Raw genomic sequence first — 15,689 nt, forward strand, 5'->3', positions numbered from 1 at the left:
GAGGAAAAAGAAATGAACGAACTGACCAACTTCGCGAACCCGGTGGCCAAGCCGGAGACCTTCGACCAGATCCAGATCGGCATTGCGTCGCCTGACCGCATCCGTTCGTGGTCGTTCGGCGAGATCAAGAAGCCCGAGACGATCAACTATCGCACGTTCAAGCCCGAGCGTGACGGCCTGTTCTGCGCGCGCATCTTCGGTCCGATCAAGGATTACGAATGCCTGTGCGGCAAGTACAAGCGCATGAAGTACAAGGGCATTGTCTGCGAAAAGTGCGGCGTCGAGGTGACCGTCTCGAAGGTCCGCCGTGAGCGCATGGGCCATATCGAGCTGGCTGCGCCGGTCGCGCACATCTGGTTCCTCAAGTCGCTGCCCTCGCGCATCGGCCTGCTGCTCGACATGCAGCTCAAGCAGCTTGAGCGCGTGCTGTATTTCGAATCCTACATCGTCACCGAGCCGGGCCTGACGCCGCTGGAAAAGTTCCAGCTGCTGACCGAGGACGAACTGCTCGACGCGCAGGACGAATATGGCGAAGACGCCTTCTCCGCCGGCATCGGCGCGGAAGCGGTCAAGATCATGCTCATGGACCTCGACCTCGAGGGCGAGAAGCGCACGCTGCTCGAAGAGCTGGCGACGACCAAGTCGGAGCTGAAGCCCAAGAAGATCATCAAGCGGCTCAAGGTCGTCGAGAGCTTCCTGGAATCGGGCAACCGTCCCGAGTGGATGATCCTCGACGTGGTTCCGGTCATCCCGCCCGAACTGCGCCCGCTGGTTCCGCTGGACGGCGGCCGCTTCGCGACGTCGGATCTGAACGACCTGTATCGCCGCGTGATCAACCGCAACAACCGCCTCAAGCGGCTGATGGAGCTGCGCGCGCCGGACATCATCGTCCGCAACGAAAAGCGCATGCTGCAGGAAGCGGTCGACGCGCTGTTCGACAACGGCCGCCGCGGTCGCACGATCACGGGTGCGAACAAGCGTCCGCTCAAGTCGCTGTCCGACATGCTCAAGGGCAAGCAGGGCCGCTTCCGTCAGAACCTGCTCGGCAAGCGTGTCGACTATTCGGGCCGTTCGGTCATCGTGACCGGTCCGGAACTCAAGCTGCATCAGTGCGGTCTGCCCAAGAAGATGGCGCTCGAGCTGTTCAAGCCGTTCATCTACGCACGCCTCGACGCCAAGGGTCTGTCGATGACCCTCAAGCAGGCGAAAAAGTGGGTCGAGAAGGAGCGCAAGGAAGTCTGGGACATCCTGGACGAGGTGATCCGCGAGCACCCGGTTCTGCTGAACCGCGCGCCGACGCTTCACCGTCTGGGCATCCAGGCGTTCGAGCCGGTGCTGATCGAGGGCAAGGCGATCCAGTTGCATCCGCTGGTCTGCTCGGCGTTCAACGCCGACTTCGACGGTGACCAGATGGCCGTGCACGTCCCGCTGTCGCTCGAAGCGCAGCTGGAAGCGCGCGTCCTGATGATGTCGACCAACAACATCCTGTCGCCCGCCAACGGCAAGCCGATCATCGTGCCGTCGCAGGACATGGTGCTGGGCCTCTACTACATCACGATGGAGAAGGAGGGTGAGCCCGGTCAGGGCATGGTGCTCGGCGACATGTCGGAAGTGCACCAGGCGCTGTTCGCGGGTGCGGTGACGCTGCATTCGAAGATCACCAGCCGCGTCCCGCAGACGGATGAGGACGGCAACACCTACATGAAGCGGTTCGAGACCACCCCGGGCCGCATGCTGCTCGGCGAGTGTCTGCCGAAGTCGCACAAGGTGCCGTTCGACGTCGTCAACCGCCTGCTGACCAAGAAGGACGTGGGCGACGTGATCGACGAGGTCTATCGCCACACCGGCCAGAAGGAGACCGTGCTGTTCGCCGACGCGATCATGGCGCTCGGCTTCCGTCACGCGTTCAAGGCCGGCATCTCGTTCGGCAAGGACGACATGATCATTCCGGCGTCGAAGGAAGCAACGGTCGATGAGACCCGCGCGCTCGTGAAGGACTTCGAGCAGCAGTATCAGGACGGCCTGATCACGCAGCAGGAAAAGTACAACAAGGTGATCGACGCCTGGAGCCGTTGCGGCGACGTGGTGGCGGCCGCCATGATGGACGAGATCAAGTCGGTGAAGGTTGACGAGGCCACCGGCCGCGAAAAGCCCGCCAACGCGATCTACATGATGGCGCACTCCGGTGCGCGTGGTTCGGCGGCGCAGATCAAGCAGCTGGCCGGCATGCGCGGCCTGATGGCCAAGCCGTCGGGCGAGATCATCGAAACGCCGATCATCTCGAACTTCAAGGAAGGCCTCACGGTTCTCGAGTACTTCAACTCGACCCACGGCGCCCGCAAGGGTCTGGCCGACACCGCGCTCAAGACGGCGAACTCGGGTTACCTCACCCGCCGTCTGGTCGACGTGTCGCAGGACTGCGTCGTCATGGAGCAGGATTGCGGGACCGAGCGCGCGCTGGAAATGAAGGCGATCGTGCAGGGCGGCAGCGTCATCGCATCGCTGGGTGAGCGTATCCTGGGCCGCACCACGGCCGAGGATGTCGTCGATCCCAAGACCGGCGATGTCGCGATCCCGACCGGCACGCTGCTCGACGAAGCGATGATCGCGCAGATCGAGGGTCTGGGCGTTCAGGGCATGAAGATCCGCTCGCCGCTGGTCTGCGAAGCGAAGATCGGCGTCTGCGCCAAATGCTATGGCCGTGACCTCGCCCGCGGTACGCCGGTGAATATCGGTGAAGCGGTCGGCGTCATTGCGGCGCAGTCGATCGGCGAACCGGGCACGCAGCTGACCATGCGTACCTTCCACATCGGCGGCGCGGCGCAGCTCAACGAGCAGTCGAATCTCGAAGCGCCTGTGGACGGCAAGGTCGAGTTCCGCGATCTGCGCCTGATCACCGATCAGCGCGGTCGTCGCGTGGTTCTGGCCCGGTCGGGCGAGATCGCGATCCTCGACACCGATGGTCGCGAGCTGGCGGTGCATCGCATCCCGTATGGTGCCTATGTCATGTTCGACGATGGCCACATCGTCAGCAAGGGCGACCGCATGGCGGAGTGGGATCCGTTCACCATGCCGGTGATCACGGAAACCGGCGGCGTCGTGAAGTATCAGGACCTGATCGACGGCAAGACGCTGACCGAACAGGTCGACGAAGCGACCGGCATCGCGCAGCGCGTGGTGATCGAAAACCGCGGTTCGGCGGCGAAGAAGGAAGATCTGCGTCCGCGCCTGACCCTCACCGGCGACGGTGCGGCGGAGGCCGCGCGCTACATGCTGTCGCCGGGTGCGGTGATCAGCGTGGAGGACGGTGCGACCGTGCAGGGCGGCGACGTTCTGGCCCGTGTCAGCCGCGAGTCGGCAAAGACCCGCGACATCACCGGCGGTCTGCCGCGCGTCGCCGAGCTGTTCGAAGCGCGCAAGCCCAAGGAAAATGCCATCATCGCCAAGGTCTCGGGCCGCGTGGTGTTCGGCAAGGACTATAAGGCGAAGCGAAAGATCGGCATCCAGCCCGAGGATGGCGGCGAGATCGTCGAATATCTCGTCCCCAAGTCGAAGGTGATCGACGTTCAGGAAGGCGACTATGTCAAGCGTGGCGACAACCTGATCGGCGGCAGCCCCGACCCGCACGACATTCTGGAAGTGCTCGGCATCGAGCCGCTGGCAGAATATCTCGTCGCGGAAATCCAGGAAGTCTATCGACTCCAGGGCGTGAAGATCAACGACAAGCACATCGAGGTGATCGTTCGCCAGATGCTGCAGAAGGTCGAGATCACCGACGCCGGCGACACCACCCTGCTCCCCGGCGAGCAGGTGGATCGCGACGAGATGGACGAGACCAATGCGAAGCTCGAGCCCGGCCAGGCCCCCGCACAGGGCAAGCCGATCCTGCTCGGCATCACCAAGGCGTCGCTGCAGACCCGCAGCTTCATCTCGGCGGCGTCGTTCCAGGAGACCACCCGCGTCCTCACCGAGGCGGCGGTCCAGGGCAAGCAGGACACGCTGATCGGCCTGAAGGAGAACGTGATCGTCGGCCGCCTCATCCCCGCCGGGACCGGTGCGGGCATGGGCCGCATGCGCATCGCCGCCACCAGCCGCGACGCCGCGCTCCGCGCCCAGCAGCGCAAGCTGCAGGAAGCGCTGATCGCGCCGAACTCGGCCGCGGAAGAGCGTGCCGCCGAGCTGGCGCAGGACCCGATCGACGCGATGGTCACCAGCGATGCGCTGGAGAAGGTCGAAGTGTCGGGTGACGGCAGCGACGAGGCTGCGGGCGATTATCTGAACTCGGGCGAGTAATCGCCCGGTTCAGCGGATCGCGCTGACCAAAAAATGCCGCCGCCCGAGGCATCGGGTGGCGGCTTTTTGTTGGTACCGGACAGGGCCGGAAAGCCCGACGCCTCAGAAGAAGGTCGACAAGGTCAGATAGCCGAACTTCATGTCGCCCGTTGCCGGCGCATTGGGCGCGTCGGTCAGGAACCGCCCCTTGGCGAGGAAGGCTGCGCCCGCCTCGACCCGCAACTTCTTTGGCACCAGCCAGTTGCGCACGCGACCCTCGACCTGGGTACCGGCATCGCGGCCCGATGCGCCGCTGGCGTCGCGCACCGCCGTGGCGGCGAAGCTGTCGGTCGGGGACGCGAGCAGGAACTTGCGCGCCTTCACCGCAAAATCCCATGCCTTGCTCGGCTTCGCCTCGATCGCCACGCCCGGGCTGACGACGTTCGACCAGCTCGCCGGGCCATAAAGGCTGAGCGGCCCGAAATCGCCGCGCCGTCCGCCGAACAGCGGGTCGAAGCGGCGATAGTCGGTGGCCGTCGTATCCCCGCTGGCATAGCCGAAAAATGCGGTGACGCGCGGGGTCCAGCCCGACGCGAAGGTATAGCCAATCTCGACATTGGCCATGCCCGCGCGGACCTTGCGGTCGAGCAGGTCGCTCGCCGATGTCGATCCGCGCGTCGTGCCGCGCTGGAGCGCGCCTTCCACTTCGAAGTCGAGCTTGCCCTTGCCCGGCGTGCGATTGACCCGGCCGCCAAAGGTGACGAGGTCGCGGTCGCGGGTCGCCCGGCCGGCGCGGTCGCGCTCGTCCAGCGCATAGGCAAAGACTTCGGCCTGCGCCCCGGCCAGCGCCTTGGAGCGGGTGTAGGACCCGCCCCAGAAATGCAGCCCGGCGTTGGCGCGATCCAGCTCGACCTTGTTGTCCTCGATCGACGCGCGGTCGGATGGCAGCTTGTCGAACGGCCGAACCGCAATCAGATACACCCGGTCCCCGCGGGCGCTGCTCCAGTCGAGATTGACGCCGACAAAGCTGTTGGGCGAGTTCGACCAGTCAGGCCGGTCGAGCAGGCGACCCGAGCCCGACGATGCGGTGAAGCGACCGACGCGCAGCACGCCCTTCCCCTTTTGGCCCGCGACGGTGCCGAGATCCACGCCCAGATAGGCCTGGAGCGGTTCGAGCGCGTTGGTCTCGCTGGTCCCCGCGACCGACTGGCCATGCTGGAAATAGCTGCGCGCGTCGTCGAGTTCCGCGGTCAGATGGACGCCACCAAAATCATAGCGCGCAGTGACGAGCGTACGGAACGAGAGCATGGCGTCGCTGTCCGGGGCACCGGGACGCACCTGCCCGTCGACCACTTCGACCCGTGCGCGGACGCTGCCTTCGATCGTCAGCCCGGTGCTGTCGGCGTCCTTGCCCGATGCCGCGTGCGCGCCGCCTGCCGCTCCGATCAACAGCGCAACCGCCGCGCCGCTCAGCAGCGCGGCATAACCCGTCTTCATGCGTGATATCCTCAAACTGAACCCTGAGCCTCATTATAGACGGCCCGACCAAAGACCGGCGCGCGCGGCGCAATTGCGGTGGACCGGTGACCGACAGACCAGGCTATCGCGCCGCGCATCCCCCGGCCCGCTGAAGGACGATATTGACCGCTACCGAAGAAATACGGCGCCCCATTTGCGACCCGGTGTAGCGCAACAAGTATAAAGACAGCGTTTGCGCCCCGGCCCGCTCCGCATCGCTTCAGAATTCCAGCGTCGTCCGCAGGCCCGCGACCAGTACAGCCCCCCGCCCCCGCTCGCCGGCGGGATTGACGATCAGTTGAAGGTCGGGCTGGACACTGAGCCAGGGCGCAAGGCGATCCGAATAGGTCAGCTCGAACGCGGTTTCCGCCGGTACGCTGTCGACACCGACCGCGCTAAGCAGGCGGCGATAGCCATGCGACAGATAAGCCTGATTGACCCCGAAGGAGAGCTGGGAGTCGGCGCGCCCCGGAATAGGCCGGGTCACCAGCACACCTGCCTGCCAGCCGCCTCGAAAGGGCGTGGTCCGGCCCTCGGAGATGCCGACCCGGGCGAAGGCCGAAATCCCCGCCGCATCCGCGGACTCGCGCAACACGATCTCGCCGATGGCATAGATGCCCCAGGCCGTGCGCTGCAGCGGATCCCCCGCCGCATCGACCGCGTCGATATCGTCATGCCGGTCGGTATAGCCCCAGCCGCCGACCGCCAGCTTCCCGGCCTTGCCCGCCGTGCCGAGCTCCCCGATCAGCAGCGCGCCCTGATCGAAGCTCAGATCGACCCCCTGCGGGTCGCCCAGCGTCCCGGCGGCGGCGTTGAGCACGGCGATTCGGGCGTAGCGCCCCTTGTCGTCGAGCTGATGGTCAAAGCGAACGGCGAGCGCGGTGGACGGGAAGATCGACGGGCCATTGGCGCCGGTCGCCGCAATTTCGGACCCGACGCCGAATGCCGGCGCGATCAGAAGGCCTGCGGCATCGTTCGAGTAGAATTCGCTGTTGAGGTCAAAGAGCCCGACCCGGACGCTGCTGCGCGTGCCCAGCTTCTGCTCCACCCATGCCTCGAATAGCCGCAGCCGCTGGCTCGCCACCTCGATATTGTTGACACCCTGCAGCGTCGCCGCGCGATCATTGGGCATGCCGCCGAGATTGTTGAGCACATGCACATGCGCCTGCCCGCCGCGCCAGCCAAGCAGGGCATCGAAGTCAAGGTCGGCGACGACATCCAGATTATCCAGCAGAAAGACATCGTCGCCAGAGCCGCCTGATAAGGCAACGACATCGACAGTCTCGACCAGCGAAATCTGCACGGCATCTTTCGCCAGCACGGGAGATGCATGCATCGCAAAACAACATGCGGCGAGTTTGAGCATTTGATATCGCACGACCTGATCCTCATGCAGTTTACGCATATTTTAGAGGATCATGACCGGGACCGCTCGTGATCGACCTATAAGAATTGCGACTTTCATTTCGGGGGATGTTGCTATGATTTCGTTGAACCGCGCCGCGCGGCGGGTATCCGGGCTCATCCTGGGATTGATGCTGCTATGCGGTGGCGCCGGATTGGCGGCGATCTGGATCCTGAGCGACGCTCTGTCCCGTCAGCAGGACGCGGCGTCGCTACTGCGATCGCATCTTGAAGCCGACATGATGCACGACGCGGTGCGCAGCGACGTGCTCGCCACGCTCGCCGCAGCAGATCCCGCCACGGGCATCAAGCGGGCCGAAGCCATTGCCGACCTCGAGGATCATCTCAAGACTTTTGCCGAGTCGATTGCCGAGGAGCGCGCCTATGCGGGGTCGGCGGAGATCACCAGGCTGACCGAAACGCTGGCACCGCCGCTGGCCGCCTATGGCGAAGCCGCGCGAAAGATCGCGACCCTATCCGAACGCGATCATGCCGGCGCGCTTGCCGCCCTGCCCGATTTCTTTACCCGCTTCGGTGCGCTCGAAACCGCGATGGAAAGCGCGTCGGGAGCCATAGAAACACATGTCGTGCAGGTCGGGGACAGCAGCCGGCGGGCCGGCATCATCGCCATGGTGCTGCTCGGCATCACCCTGCTGCTCGGGATCGGCGTCGCCGTGCAACTGTCCCGGCTCGCGCGCCGCCATCTGGTCACACCCCTGATCGGCGTGACCGACGCGCTGCGCCGACTGGGTGCGGGTGAACCGGATGTCGCGATGGTCCCAGCGGGCAAGGTCAGCGAGATCGGCGATCTGGCCGCCGCCACCGCCGGCTTCCAGCAACAGCTGGCCAGCGCAGCCGCCGCGCGGGAGGCGCAGACGCAGTTGATCGTCGACAGTATCGGGGCCGGATTGGGCGCGTTGTCGCGCGGCGACCTGACCGCAGTAGTGACTGCCGACCTGGACGGCCCGTTCGCCAGTCTGAAATCCGATTTCAACGATGCGCTCGTCCATCTGCGCGCGCTGATCGGTGCGGTGGTCAACGGCGCACAGGCAATCCAGGCCGGAACGGGCGAGATCGCACATGCATCAGACGATCTGGCCCGCCGCACCGAAGGCAATGCCGCGAGCCTGGAGCAGACGTCCGCTGCCGTCACCCAGATGAACGACCGCCTGCACCAGACCGCAGAGGCGGCAACCCGCACCGTGGCGCGCGCCGATGGCGCGATCGCGGTGGTGGCGTCGGGCCGCGCCGTCGCGGAAGAAGCGACGCTGGCGATGACGCGCGTGGCCGACAGTGCCAAGGGCATCGACGATGTGATCGAAGGGCTCGACAAGATCGCGTTCCAGACGCGCGTGCTGGCAATGAACGCCGCCGTCGAAGCCGGTCGCGCGGGTGAAGCCGGACGCGGCTTCGCCGTCGTCGCCGACCTCGTCTCGGCTTTGGCCATGCGCGCGGAGGAAGAGGCCGGCCGCGCGCGCGAGCAGCTGACCGTGACCCGCACAGATATCGGCTCGGCCGTCGAAGCGGTGCGCAAGGTCGATGGCGCGCTGGTCGATATCACCAGCGATGTGCGCGAAGTGCATGCCCTGCTCGGCCAGATGGCGACGGACAATCAGGCGCAATCGACCGCGATCACGCAGATTGCGAGCGCGATCCAGGCAATGGACCATTCGACCCAGCAGAACGCCGCGATGGTCGAGCAAACATCAGCCGCCGCACGCAAGCTGTCGAGCGAAGTCGCCGCGCTGACCGAACAGTCGGCGCGCTTCACCATCGGCGGAGGAAATTACGCACGGGCGGTCAGTCCGCGCCCCGGTGCGGCCCGCGCCGTCCCGGTCACACCCGAGGCGGCTGCGCCCGCCAAGGCAGCGGATAAGCCCAAGCCGGCGGCAAAGCCCAAGCCGGCGGCAAAGCCCAAGGCCGAACCCGCCGCTCCCGCCTATCGCTCGCCGGTCAAGGCGCTGCCACGGACCAACGGGTCGGCGGTGGTTGCAACCGACGGCGATAGCTGGGACGCCTTCTGAAGCACCGGGCCGGGTCGCCAATGACCCGGCCCGGTTCAATTCAACCGAATACTTCGGGCGCGTCGAGATCCGCGCCCTTGGGATCCTCCCCGAAACGGTTCGGGCCGGCTGTGCCCGCCGTGCAATACCAGACCAGCAGCACGATCGAACAGATGAAGCCGGCGAACAGTGCGATACCGCCAACGACCATCAGCGACGATGTGCCGCCGCCCATTCCGCCCAGCGACTGCACCATTCCCACTCCTAACAGCACCGCACCGACCAAAATCGGCCCCATTGGGAGCAGAATCCACCAACCGCTGCGATCGAGATCATGGAGTCGCCGTACGCTGACTGCCAGGCTGGGGATCAAGGTGCCGAGCGCAAAGATATTGCCGAGCAGTCCGCCCGACGCTGCACCAAACGGGTCGGCCGGGTCGGCAGTGGCACTGCCGTCTAGTCCGAGCGCGTTGTCGAGGATCGCAAGCACGATCGACACGATCACCAGGAACAGCGTGTACATCCAATATTCCTTGCGCCGCGAGCGGCCCGAAAAATCGAAATAGCGTTTCAGCGGCAGGATCATCCATTCCATCGGTCATTCCCCCTTATTGTCCGACTCACCCTGGTGGCCAGCGGAAGCGGTCAGCCTAACGCGCTGAAACGGCGTTGCAATCAGCTTCGCGGAGCCTGTCGCCGGTAGCTCAGTGCTTCGGCGACATGGATGCGGCCCACCGTTTCGGCACCCGCCAGGTCGGCGATGGTGCGCGCGACGCGGAGCACGCGGGTATAGCCGCGCGCACTCATCCGCATCGCCTCCGCCGCCTGCGCCAGCAGCTTGCGTCCGGGTTCGTCGGGCGTGGCTGCGCTGTCGAGCACCGGACCGTCGGCCTCGGCATTGGTGCGCGGGCCGTCGCTGCCATAGCGGGCACGCTGGACGGCGCGTGCCGTCGCGACGCGGGCGGCAACTTCGGCAGAACCTTCGCTCGGCGGGGGCAGCACCAGATCGGCGGCGGTGACCGGCTGCACCTCGACATGCAGGTCGATGCGGTCGAGCAAAGGCCCTGAGACCTTGGCCTGATAATCCGCCGCACAGCGCGGGGCGCGGGCGCAGGCCAGCGCGGGGTCGCCAAGATGCCCGCAGCGGCACGGATTCATCGCCGCAACCAGCTGCACCCGAGCGGGAAAGGTCACATGCGCATTGGCGCGCGCAACGCTGACGGTCCCCGCCTCCAGCGGCTGGCGCAGTGAATCGAGCACCGCGCGCTGAAATTCGGGCAGTTCGTCTAGGAACAGCACGCCGAGATGCGCAAGGCTGACCTCGCCCGGCTTGACCCGCAACCCACCGCCGGTCAGCGCCGCCATCGAAGCGGAATGGTGGGGTGAGCGGAACGGGCGCGTGCGCGTCAGCCGCCCGCCCTCCAGTGTCCCGGCGACGCTGGCGACCATCGACACCTCCAGCGCCTCGGCTGCGTCGAGCGGCGGGAGGATGCCGGGCAGACAGCTCGCCATCAGCGACTTGCCCGCACCCGGCGGCCCGACCATCAGCAGATTATGCCCGCCAGCTGCGGCGATTTCCAACGCGCGCTTCGCGGTTTCCTGCCCCTTTACCTGACGCAGGTCCGGCCCGAACCCCGGCGCATCGGCCTCCCCCGGCTCGGGCGCGCCCAGCAATTGCTGGCCCTTCAGATGGTTGAGCAGGCCGATCAGGTCGGGTGCCGCCAGAACCGCGCCGGTCCCGGCCCAGGCCGCTTCCGCCCCCTGCGCCGCGGGACAGATCAGCCCCTTCCCCTCCCCCGCCGCATGCAGCGCCGCGAGCAGCACGCCCGGCGACGGCGCGATCCGTCCGTCGAGCGCCAGCTCGCCGACCACGACATAATCCGCCAGCGCCTCGGCATCGGTCACGCCCATCGCCGCCAGCAGCGCCAGCGCGATCGGCAGGTCGAAATGCGACCCTTCCTTGGGCAGGTCGGCGGGCGACAGATTGAGCACGATATGCTTGGGCGGCATGGCAAGGCCGATCGCCGCCATCGCCGCGCGCACCCGCTCGCGGCTTTCCGCCACCGCCTTGTCGGGCAGGCCGACGATCATGAATTTGGGCAGGCCGGGGACCAGGTTGCACTGCACCTCGACGCTGCGCGCCTCCAGCCCGAGATATGCGACCGTCGAGACACTCGCGACCATCAACGCCCCCCTTTTGTTCGCACACTCTTAACCGCTTTTCGTGCGAGGGAAACGGTTCATCTTCCCCGCGTCTTGCATCTGCAACACACGCCCCCACTTGGGAGCGATGCGCCGCAATCCGCATCCCTTTGTGCGAATCGCCCTGCTGACGACCGGCTGGCTGCTGTTCCTGATCGTCGCGCCGCTCGCATCGCCGCTGCCCGGCCCGGGCGGCACGGTCATCGCGGCGTTCGGACTGATCCTGGTCCTGCGCAATTCGCGCTGGGCGCGGCACCGATTCGTGCGATTGAAAGCGCGCTGGCCGCGGGTCGGTGCGTTCATCGACCGGATTCTGGTGCGCGGAAGCGCCAAACGCCGTCGCGCGGTGGCAAAAAGGCTCGCTGCGAATTGACTTCGCTGCCCGCTTTGGCTAACGGCCCCGTTCACACGGTCGCCCCCGCGGCGGCCTTTTCAGTTTCTAGAATTCAGGGAATGAGCGATGAAGCGGACCTTTCAGCCGAGCAACCTGGTGCGAGCGCGCCGGCACGGCTTCCGCGCGCGCATGGCGACCCCCGGCGGTCGCAATGTGATTCGCGCCCGCCGCGCCCGCGGCCGCAACAAGCTGAGCGCGTAAGCCTGACGCCAGCATCGCTGGTGTCGAACCAGCCCGTTTCCTCAGCCAAGGAAGCGGGCTGTTTGCGTTCACCCGCCCCGCTGGCACGGATGACCCAGCGCCGCGACTATCTCGCCGCCAATGCCGGCAAGCGCGCGCCGATGCCCGGCTTCGTCCTGATCGTCCGCCCGCGCGGCGATGATGATGCGACGATGCGAATCGGCATCACCGTGTCGAAGAAGGTCGGCAACGCCGTCACGCGCAACCGCATGAAGCGCCGTTTCCGCGCGCTGGTGCGGGAGGTGCTGCCGGTCGATGGCATCGCGGGTGCCGACCATGTCCTGATCGGCCGCGCCAGCGGGATCGAGCGGGACTATGGAGCGCTCAAGACCGAACTGGCCAAGGCGCTGGCAAAGGTGAAACGGTGATCGCCCGCATCCTGATTCTGATCGCGCGCGGGTGGCAGATCGGCCCGTCGCGCATCCTGCCGCCCAGCTGCCGTTTCGCGCCAAGCTGTTCAGCCTATGCAATACAGGCGCTCTCCCGCTATGGGGCGCTCAAGGGCGGATGGCTCGCGCTGCGGCGCATCCTTCGCTGCCATCCATGGGGTGGGCACGGCTATGATCCCGTGCCCTGATGTCCTGACCGGGGAATGACGTGAAAGAAGACCAGAAGAATTTTCTGCTGTTCGCGGTAATCGCGGGGCTGCTGCTGTTCGCATGGCCGGCGGTAACCAACTGGCTGTTCCCCACTCCGCCCGCGACGACGGTAACCAAGGCGGCCGACGGCACGCCCAAGGTAGTGCCGAACCCCGGCGCAGACCCCACCGCCGACACGCCGCAGGCGATCCGCGACCGCGACAGCGTGCTGCGCGAAACCCCGCGCATCGCGATCGAAACCCCGACGGTGCGCGGCAGCCTGAACCTCAAGGGCGCGCGCATCGATGATCTGGTGCTGGTCAAGCACAAGGAAACGATTGCCAAGGGCAGCGCCCCGATCCGCCTGCTGTCGCCCAGCGGCACGCGCGACGCCTATTTCGCCGGCTTCGGCTGGTCGGGTCAGGGCCTCAACGCCCCCGGCCCCGACACGGTGTGGCAGGCCAGCGGGTCGAAGCTGACCCCGACCACCCCGGTCACGCTCACCGCCACCAACGGCACGCAGCGCTTTGCGATCGAACTGTCGGTCGATTACGGATACATGTTCACCGTCCGCCAGAAGGTCGCGAACCTGGGGCAAAAGGCGGTTGCTGCGGCGGGCTATGGCTATCTCTATCGCTATGGCGCGGGCAAGGACGTCGACACCTGGACGATCCACGCTGGCCCGGTCGCCTCCTATGGCGGCGCGGTCGACTATGGCGTCAATTACGATACGGTGAAGGACGAAGGCACCAAGCGCTTCGACGCCAAGGGCGGCTGGATCGGCTATACCGACATCTACTGGCTGACGGCACTCGTGCCCGATCAGGGCATGCCGGTCAGCCTCAGCTTCCGCCCCGGCGCCGGCACCGCAACCCAGGCGCAGTTCGAACCGACCACCGCCCGCCAGATCGCGCCGGGCCAGGTGCTGACCCAGACGACGCGCTTCTTTGCGGGTGCGAAGGACATCAACCTGCTCGACAGCTACGAAGAGGAAGGCGGCATCCACCAGTTCGGCAAGGCGATCGACTGGGGCTGGTTCGAAGTCTTCGAAAAGCCGATCTTCCATTACCTCCACTGGCTGTTCCGCATGGTCGGCAATTTCGGTCTGGCGATCATCCTGCTGACCGTCACCGTCCGCCTGCTGCTGTTCCCGATCGCGCAGAAGCAGTTCGCGTCGATGGCCGCGATGCGCGCTCTCCAGCCCAAGATGAAGGCGCTGCAGGAGCGCTACAAGGACGACAAGCCGCGCCAGCAGCAGGAGATCATGAAGCTGTACAAGGACGAGAAGGTGAACCCGCTCGCGGGCTGCCTCCCGACCCTGCTGCAGATTCCGATCCTCTACGCGCTGTACAAGGTGCTGATGCTGTCGATCGAAATGCGCCACCAGCCGCTGGTGCTGTGGGTCAAGGATCTGTCCGCGCCCGACCCGGCTAACCTGGTCAACCTCGTCCATTACCTGACCGGCATCCAGCTGCCGATGTTCATGGCGCTGGGCGTGTTCCCGATCCTGCTCGGCGTGTCGATGTGGGCGCAGTTCAAGCTGAACCCGGCACCGACCGACGAAGTGCAGAAGCAGATGTTCGCGATCATGCCGTGGATTCTGATGTTCGTGATGGCACCGTTCGCAGCGGGTCTCCAGCTTTACTGGATCACCTCGAACCTGCTCACCATCGCGCAGCAGAAGTTCCTGTACAGCCGCCATCCGGCGCTCAAGGAACCGGTGCCCGCGACCGGCGCGGTGATCGACGCCAAGCCGGCTAAGGGGAAGAAGTGACCGAATTCGACCCCGAGCTGATCGAGGGCGCGCGCAAGACCTTTGCGGGTCCGGTCGCGTTCCTCAAATCCGCGCCTGCGCTCAACTTCCTGCCCGACGCGGTCGTGCCGGAAGTCGCGTTTGCCGGGCGATCGAACGTCGGCAAATCCTCGCTGCTCAACGCGCTGACCGGGCGCAACGCGCTGGCGCGCACGTCGAACACGCCGGGGCGGACGCAGGAACTGAACTTCTTCGACGTGGGCGATCCGGTGAAGTTCCGCCTGGTCGACATGCCCGGCTATGGCTTTGCCAAGGCGCCCAAGGATATCGTCAAAAAGTGGCGCTTCCTGGTGAACGACTATCTGCGCGGGCGCGACGTGCTCAAGCGCGTGCTGGTGCTGATCGACAGCCGCCACGGCATCAAGGATGTCGACCGCGAGATCCTCGACATGCTCGACGCAGCAGCGGTCAGCTATCGCATCGTCCTGACCAAGGGCGACAAGATCAAGCCGGCCGAGCTCGCCGAAGTAACCGAACGCACCATCGCCGAAGCGCGCAAGCGTCCGGCCGCCCATCCCGACATCCTCGCTACGTCGAGCGAGAAGAATGACGGCATTGCCGAGCTGCGCGCCGCGGTGGTCGAGGCCGTTAGTATCTAGTTTCTGTCCCGAAAATTACGCTTTCTGTCAGAGGCTTATCCGACAATGTTCCCACTGTCGTCTCACCGGAGACGATTCGAACTGGGGAACCTATTTCATGAAGTTAGTATCTGTGGCGGCCACGGCTCTTCTGGCCGTGAGCCTTAGTGGTTGTGCAACGGTTATGAATGGACCGAACGTCAACTATGCGACCCAGTCGAAGCCAGATGGGGCTCAAGTCAAGTTCACGAGCGGTGAAACGTGCACCACGCCTTGCACGCTCAAATTCAAGCGCAAAGATGACAGGCGCGCGGACATCAGCTTGGCTGGCTACAAGTCCACTTACATCTTGATTCAGTCCAAGCTGGGCGGTTCGGCTTTTGGCAACATCCTGCTTGGCGGTGGCGTTGGCGCAATCGTCGATGGCGCGAACGGCGCAAGTAATCGGCTGTATCCGCGCCCGCTGATCGTCCGGCTGGCACCGGAAGGCTCGAGCGAGGAAGCAGTGCTGCTCGACAAGGATGGCAAGGTCGTCATGACGGTAAAGGCGCACAACGACTCGGTGCGTGCCGATGTCGCCAAGACCATCGGGCCGAAGCTCGCGGGCCTCGAAGACTGAACCAACGTGATGGTTGGCGGAACTGAGTTTCGCCAACCGAACGCGTATCGCCAAGGCGAACAAGGGAG

The 15,689-nt window shown here is 65.6% G+C and carries 13 protein-coding genes; 9 read left to right on the plus strand and 4 right to left on the minus strand.

Going from position 1 to position 15,689, the window contains the following annotated elements; genetic code table 11:
- Window positions 1-12: 12 nt before the first annotated feature.
- Window positions 13-4,293 carry a DNA-directed RNA polymerase subunit beta' gene (gene rpoC / locus KYX69_RS02850; protein ID WP_066664565.1) on the plus strand — a complete coding sequence of 1,427 codons (4,281 nt, stop codon included), beginning with the start codon at window positions 13-15 and terminating at the stop codon, window positions 4,291-4,293.
- Between the two features lie 102 nt (window positions 4,294-4,395).
- Here rpoC and KYX69_RS02855 read toward each other — a convergent pair whose 3' ends face one another.
- Together KYX69_RS02855 and KYX69_RS02860 are read right to left on the minus strand one after the other, a co-directional pair.
- Window positions 4,396-5,769, minus strand: a complete 1,374-nt coding sequence (locus KYX69_RS02855) for an alginate export family protein (RefSeq protein WP_066664567.1) — start codon at window positions 5,767-5,769, stop codon at window positions 4,396-4,398.
- A 241-nt stretch (window positions 5,770-6,010) separates the two neighbouring features.
- Window positions 6,011-7,126 carry a carbohydrate porin gene (locus tag KYX69_RS02860; protein WP_300493452.1) on the minus strand — a complete coding sequence of 372 codons (1,116 nt, stop codon included), beginning with the start codon at window positions 7,124-7,126 and terminating at the stop codon, window positions 6,011-6,013.
- Between the two features lie 145 nt (window positions 7,127-7,271).
- On the opposite strand from KYX69_RS02860, the gene KYX69_RS02865 reads away from it, so the two are divergent.
- Window positions 7,272-9,218, plus strand: coding sequence for a methyl-accepting chemotaxis protein (locus KYX69_RS02865; RefSeq protein WP_300493454.1), 1,947 nt, complete (start codon window positions 7,272-7,274; stop codon window positions 9,216-9,218).
- Between the two features lie 40 nt (window positions 9,219-9,258).
- On the opposite strand, the gene KYX69_RS02870 is transcribed toward KYX69_RS02865, so the two are convergent.
- Both KYX69_RS02870 and KYX69_RS02875 read right to left on the minus strand, forming a co-directional pair.
- Entirely contained in the window at window positions 9,259-9,783 is a 525-nt protein-coding gene (locus tag KYX69_RS02870; RefSeq protein WP_231734908.1) for a DUF805 domain-containing protein, read from the minus strand.
- Window positions 9,784-9,872: 89 nt separating this feature from the next.
- Window positions 9,873-11,381: a YifB family Mg chelatase-like AAA ATPase gene (locus KYX69_RS02875; protein WP_300493457.1), complete on the minus strand. Its 1,509-nt coding sequence runs from the start codon at window positions 11,379-11,381 to the stop codon at window positions 9,873-9,875.
- A gap of 106 nt (window positions 11,382-11,487) precedes the next feature.
- On the opposite strand from KYX69_RS02875, the gene KYX69_RS02880 reads away from it, so the two are divergent.
- The 7 genes from KYX69_RS02880 (at window position 11,488) to KYX69_RS02910 (ending at window position 15,621) form a co-directional block, all read left to right on the plus strand.
- Window positions 11,488-11,772 (plus strand): hypothetical protein, encoded by a 285-nt coding sequence (locus KYX69_RS02880; RefSeq protein WP_066664576.1) that lies wholly within the window; start codon window positions 11,488-11,490, stop codon window positions 11,770-11,772.
- An 87-nt stretch (window positions 11,773-11,859) separates the two neighbouring features.
- Window positions 11,860-11,994 (plus strand): 50S ribosomal protein L34, encoded by a 135-nt coding sequence (gene rpmH, locus KYX69_RS02885; RefSeq protein ID WP_044332822.1) that lies wholly within the window; start codon window positions 11,860-11,862, stop codon window positions 11,992-11,994.
- 62 nt (window positions 11,995-12,056) lie between these two features.
- A complete protein-coding gene (rnpA, locus tag KYX69_RS02890; protein WP_300493471.1) occupies window positions 12,057-12,401 on the plus strand; it encodes a ribonuclease P protein component in 345 nt (114 codons plus the stop codon).
- On the plus strand, window positions 12,398-12,610 hold the full coding sequence (yidD, locus tag KYX69_RS02895) for a membrane protein insertion efficiency factor YidD (RefSeq protein WP_066664581.1): 213 nt from the start codon (window positions 12,398-12,400) through the stop codon (window positions 12,608-12,610). Before rnpA ends, yidD begins: the two co-directional genes overlap by 4 nt.
- Window positions 12,611-12,630: 20 nt before the next feature.
- Window positions 12,631-14,385: a membrane protein insertase YidC gene (yidC, locus tag KYX69_RS02900; protein WP_300493475.1), complete on the plus strand. Its 1,755-nt coding sequence runs from the start codon at window positions 12,631-12,633 to the stop codon at window positions 14,383-14,385.
- Window positions 14,382-15,023 (plus strand): ribosome biogenesis GTP-binding protein YihA/YsxC, encoded by a 642-nt coding sequence (gene yihA, locus KYX69_RS02905; protein WP_300493478.1) that lies wholly within the window; start codon window positions 14,382-14,384, stop codon window positions 15,021-15,023. The genes yidC and yihA overlap by 4 nt, the downstream gene beginning before the upstream one ends.
- 97 nt (window positions 15,024-15,120) lie before the next feature.
- Window positions 15,121-15,621, plus strand: coding sequence for a translation initiation factor 2 (locus tag KYX69_RS02910; protein WP_156442936.1), 501 nt, complete (start codon window positions 15,121-15,123; stop codon window positions 15,619-15,621).
- Window positions 15,622-15,689: the final 68 nt, after the last annotated feature.

Origin of the sequence: Sphingomonas sp. (assembly GCF_030145815.1) — a bacterium.
In the GTDB taxonomy this organism is placed as follows: Bacteria; Pseudomonadota; Alphaproteobacteria; order Sphingomonadales; family Sphingomonadaceae; genus Sphingomonas.

Bases quoted from the DNA above. Each gene is read 5' to 3' on its own strand.
- rpoC (WP_066664565.1), top strand. From the start codon at position 13: ATGAACGAACTGACCAACTTCGCGAACCCGGTGGCCAAGCCGGAGACC.
- KYX69_RS02855 (WP_066664567.1), bottom strand. From the start codon at position 5,769: ATGAAGACGGGTTATGCCGCGCTGCTGAGCGGCGCGGCGGTTGCGCTG.
- KYX69_RS02860 (WP_300493452.1), bottom strand. From the start codon at position 7,126: ATGCATGCATCTCCCGTGCTGGCGAAAGATGCCGTGCAGATTTCGCTG.
- KYX69_RS02865 (WP_300493454.1), top strand. From the start codon at position 7,272: ATGATTTCGTTGAACCGCGCCGCGCGGCGGGTATCCGGGCTCATCCTG.
- KYX69_RS02870 (WP_231734908.1), bottom strand. From the start codon at position 9,783: ATGATCCTGCCGCTGAAACGCTATTTCGATTTTTCGGGCCGCTCGCGG.
- KYX69_RS02875 (WP_300493457.1), bottom strand. From the start codon at position 11,381: ATGGTCGCGAGTGTCTCGACGGTCGCATATCTCGGGCTGGAGGCGCGC.
- KYX69_RS02880 (WP_066664576.1), top strand. From the start codon at position 11,488: ATGCGCCGCAATCCGCATCCCTTTGTGCGAATCGCCCTGCTGACGACC.
- rpmH (WP_044332822.1), top strand. From the start codon at position 11,860: ATGAAGCGGACCTTTCAGCCGAGCAACCTGGTGCGAGCGCGCCGGCAC.
- KYX69_RS02910 (WP_156442936.1), top strand. From the start codon at position 15,121: ATGAAGTTAGTATCTGTGGCGGCCACGGCTCTTCTGGCCGTGAGCCTT.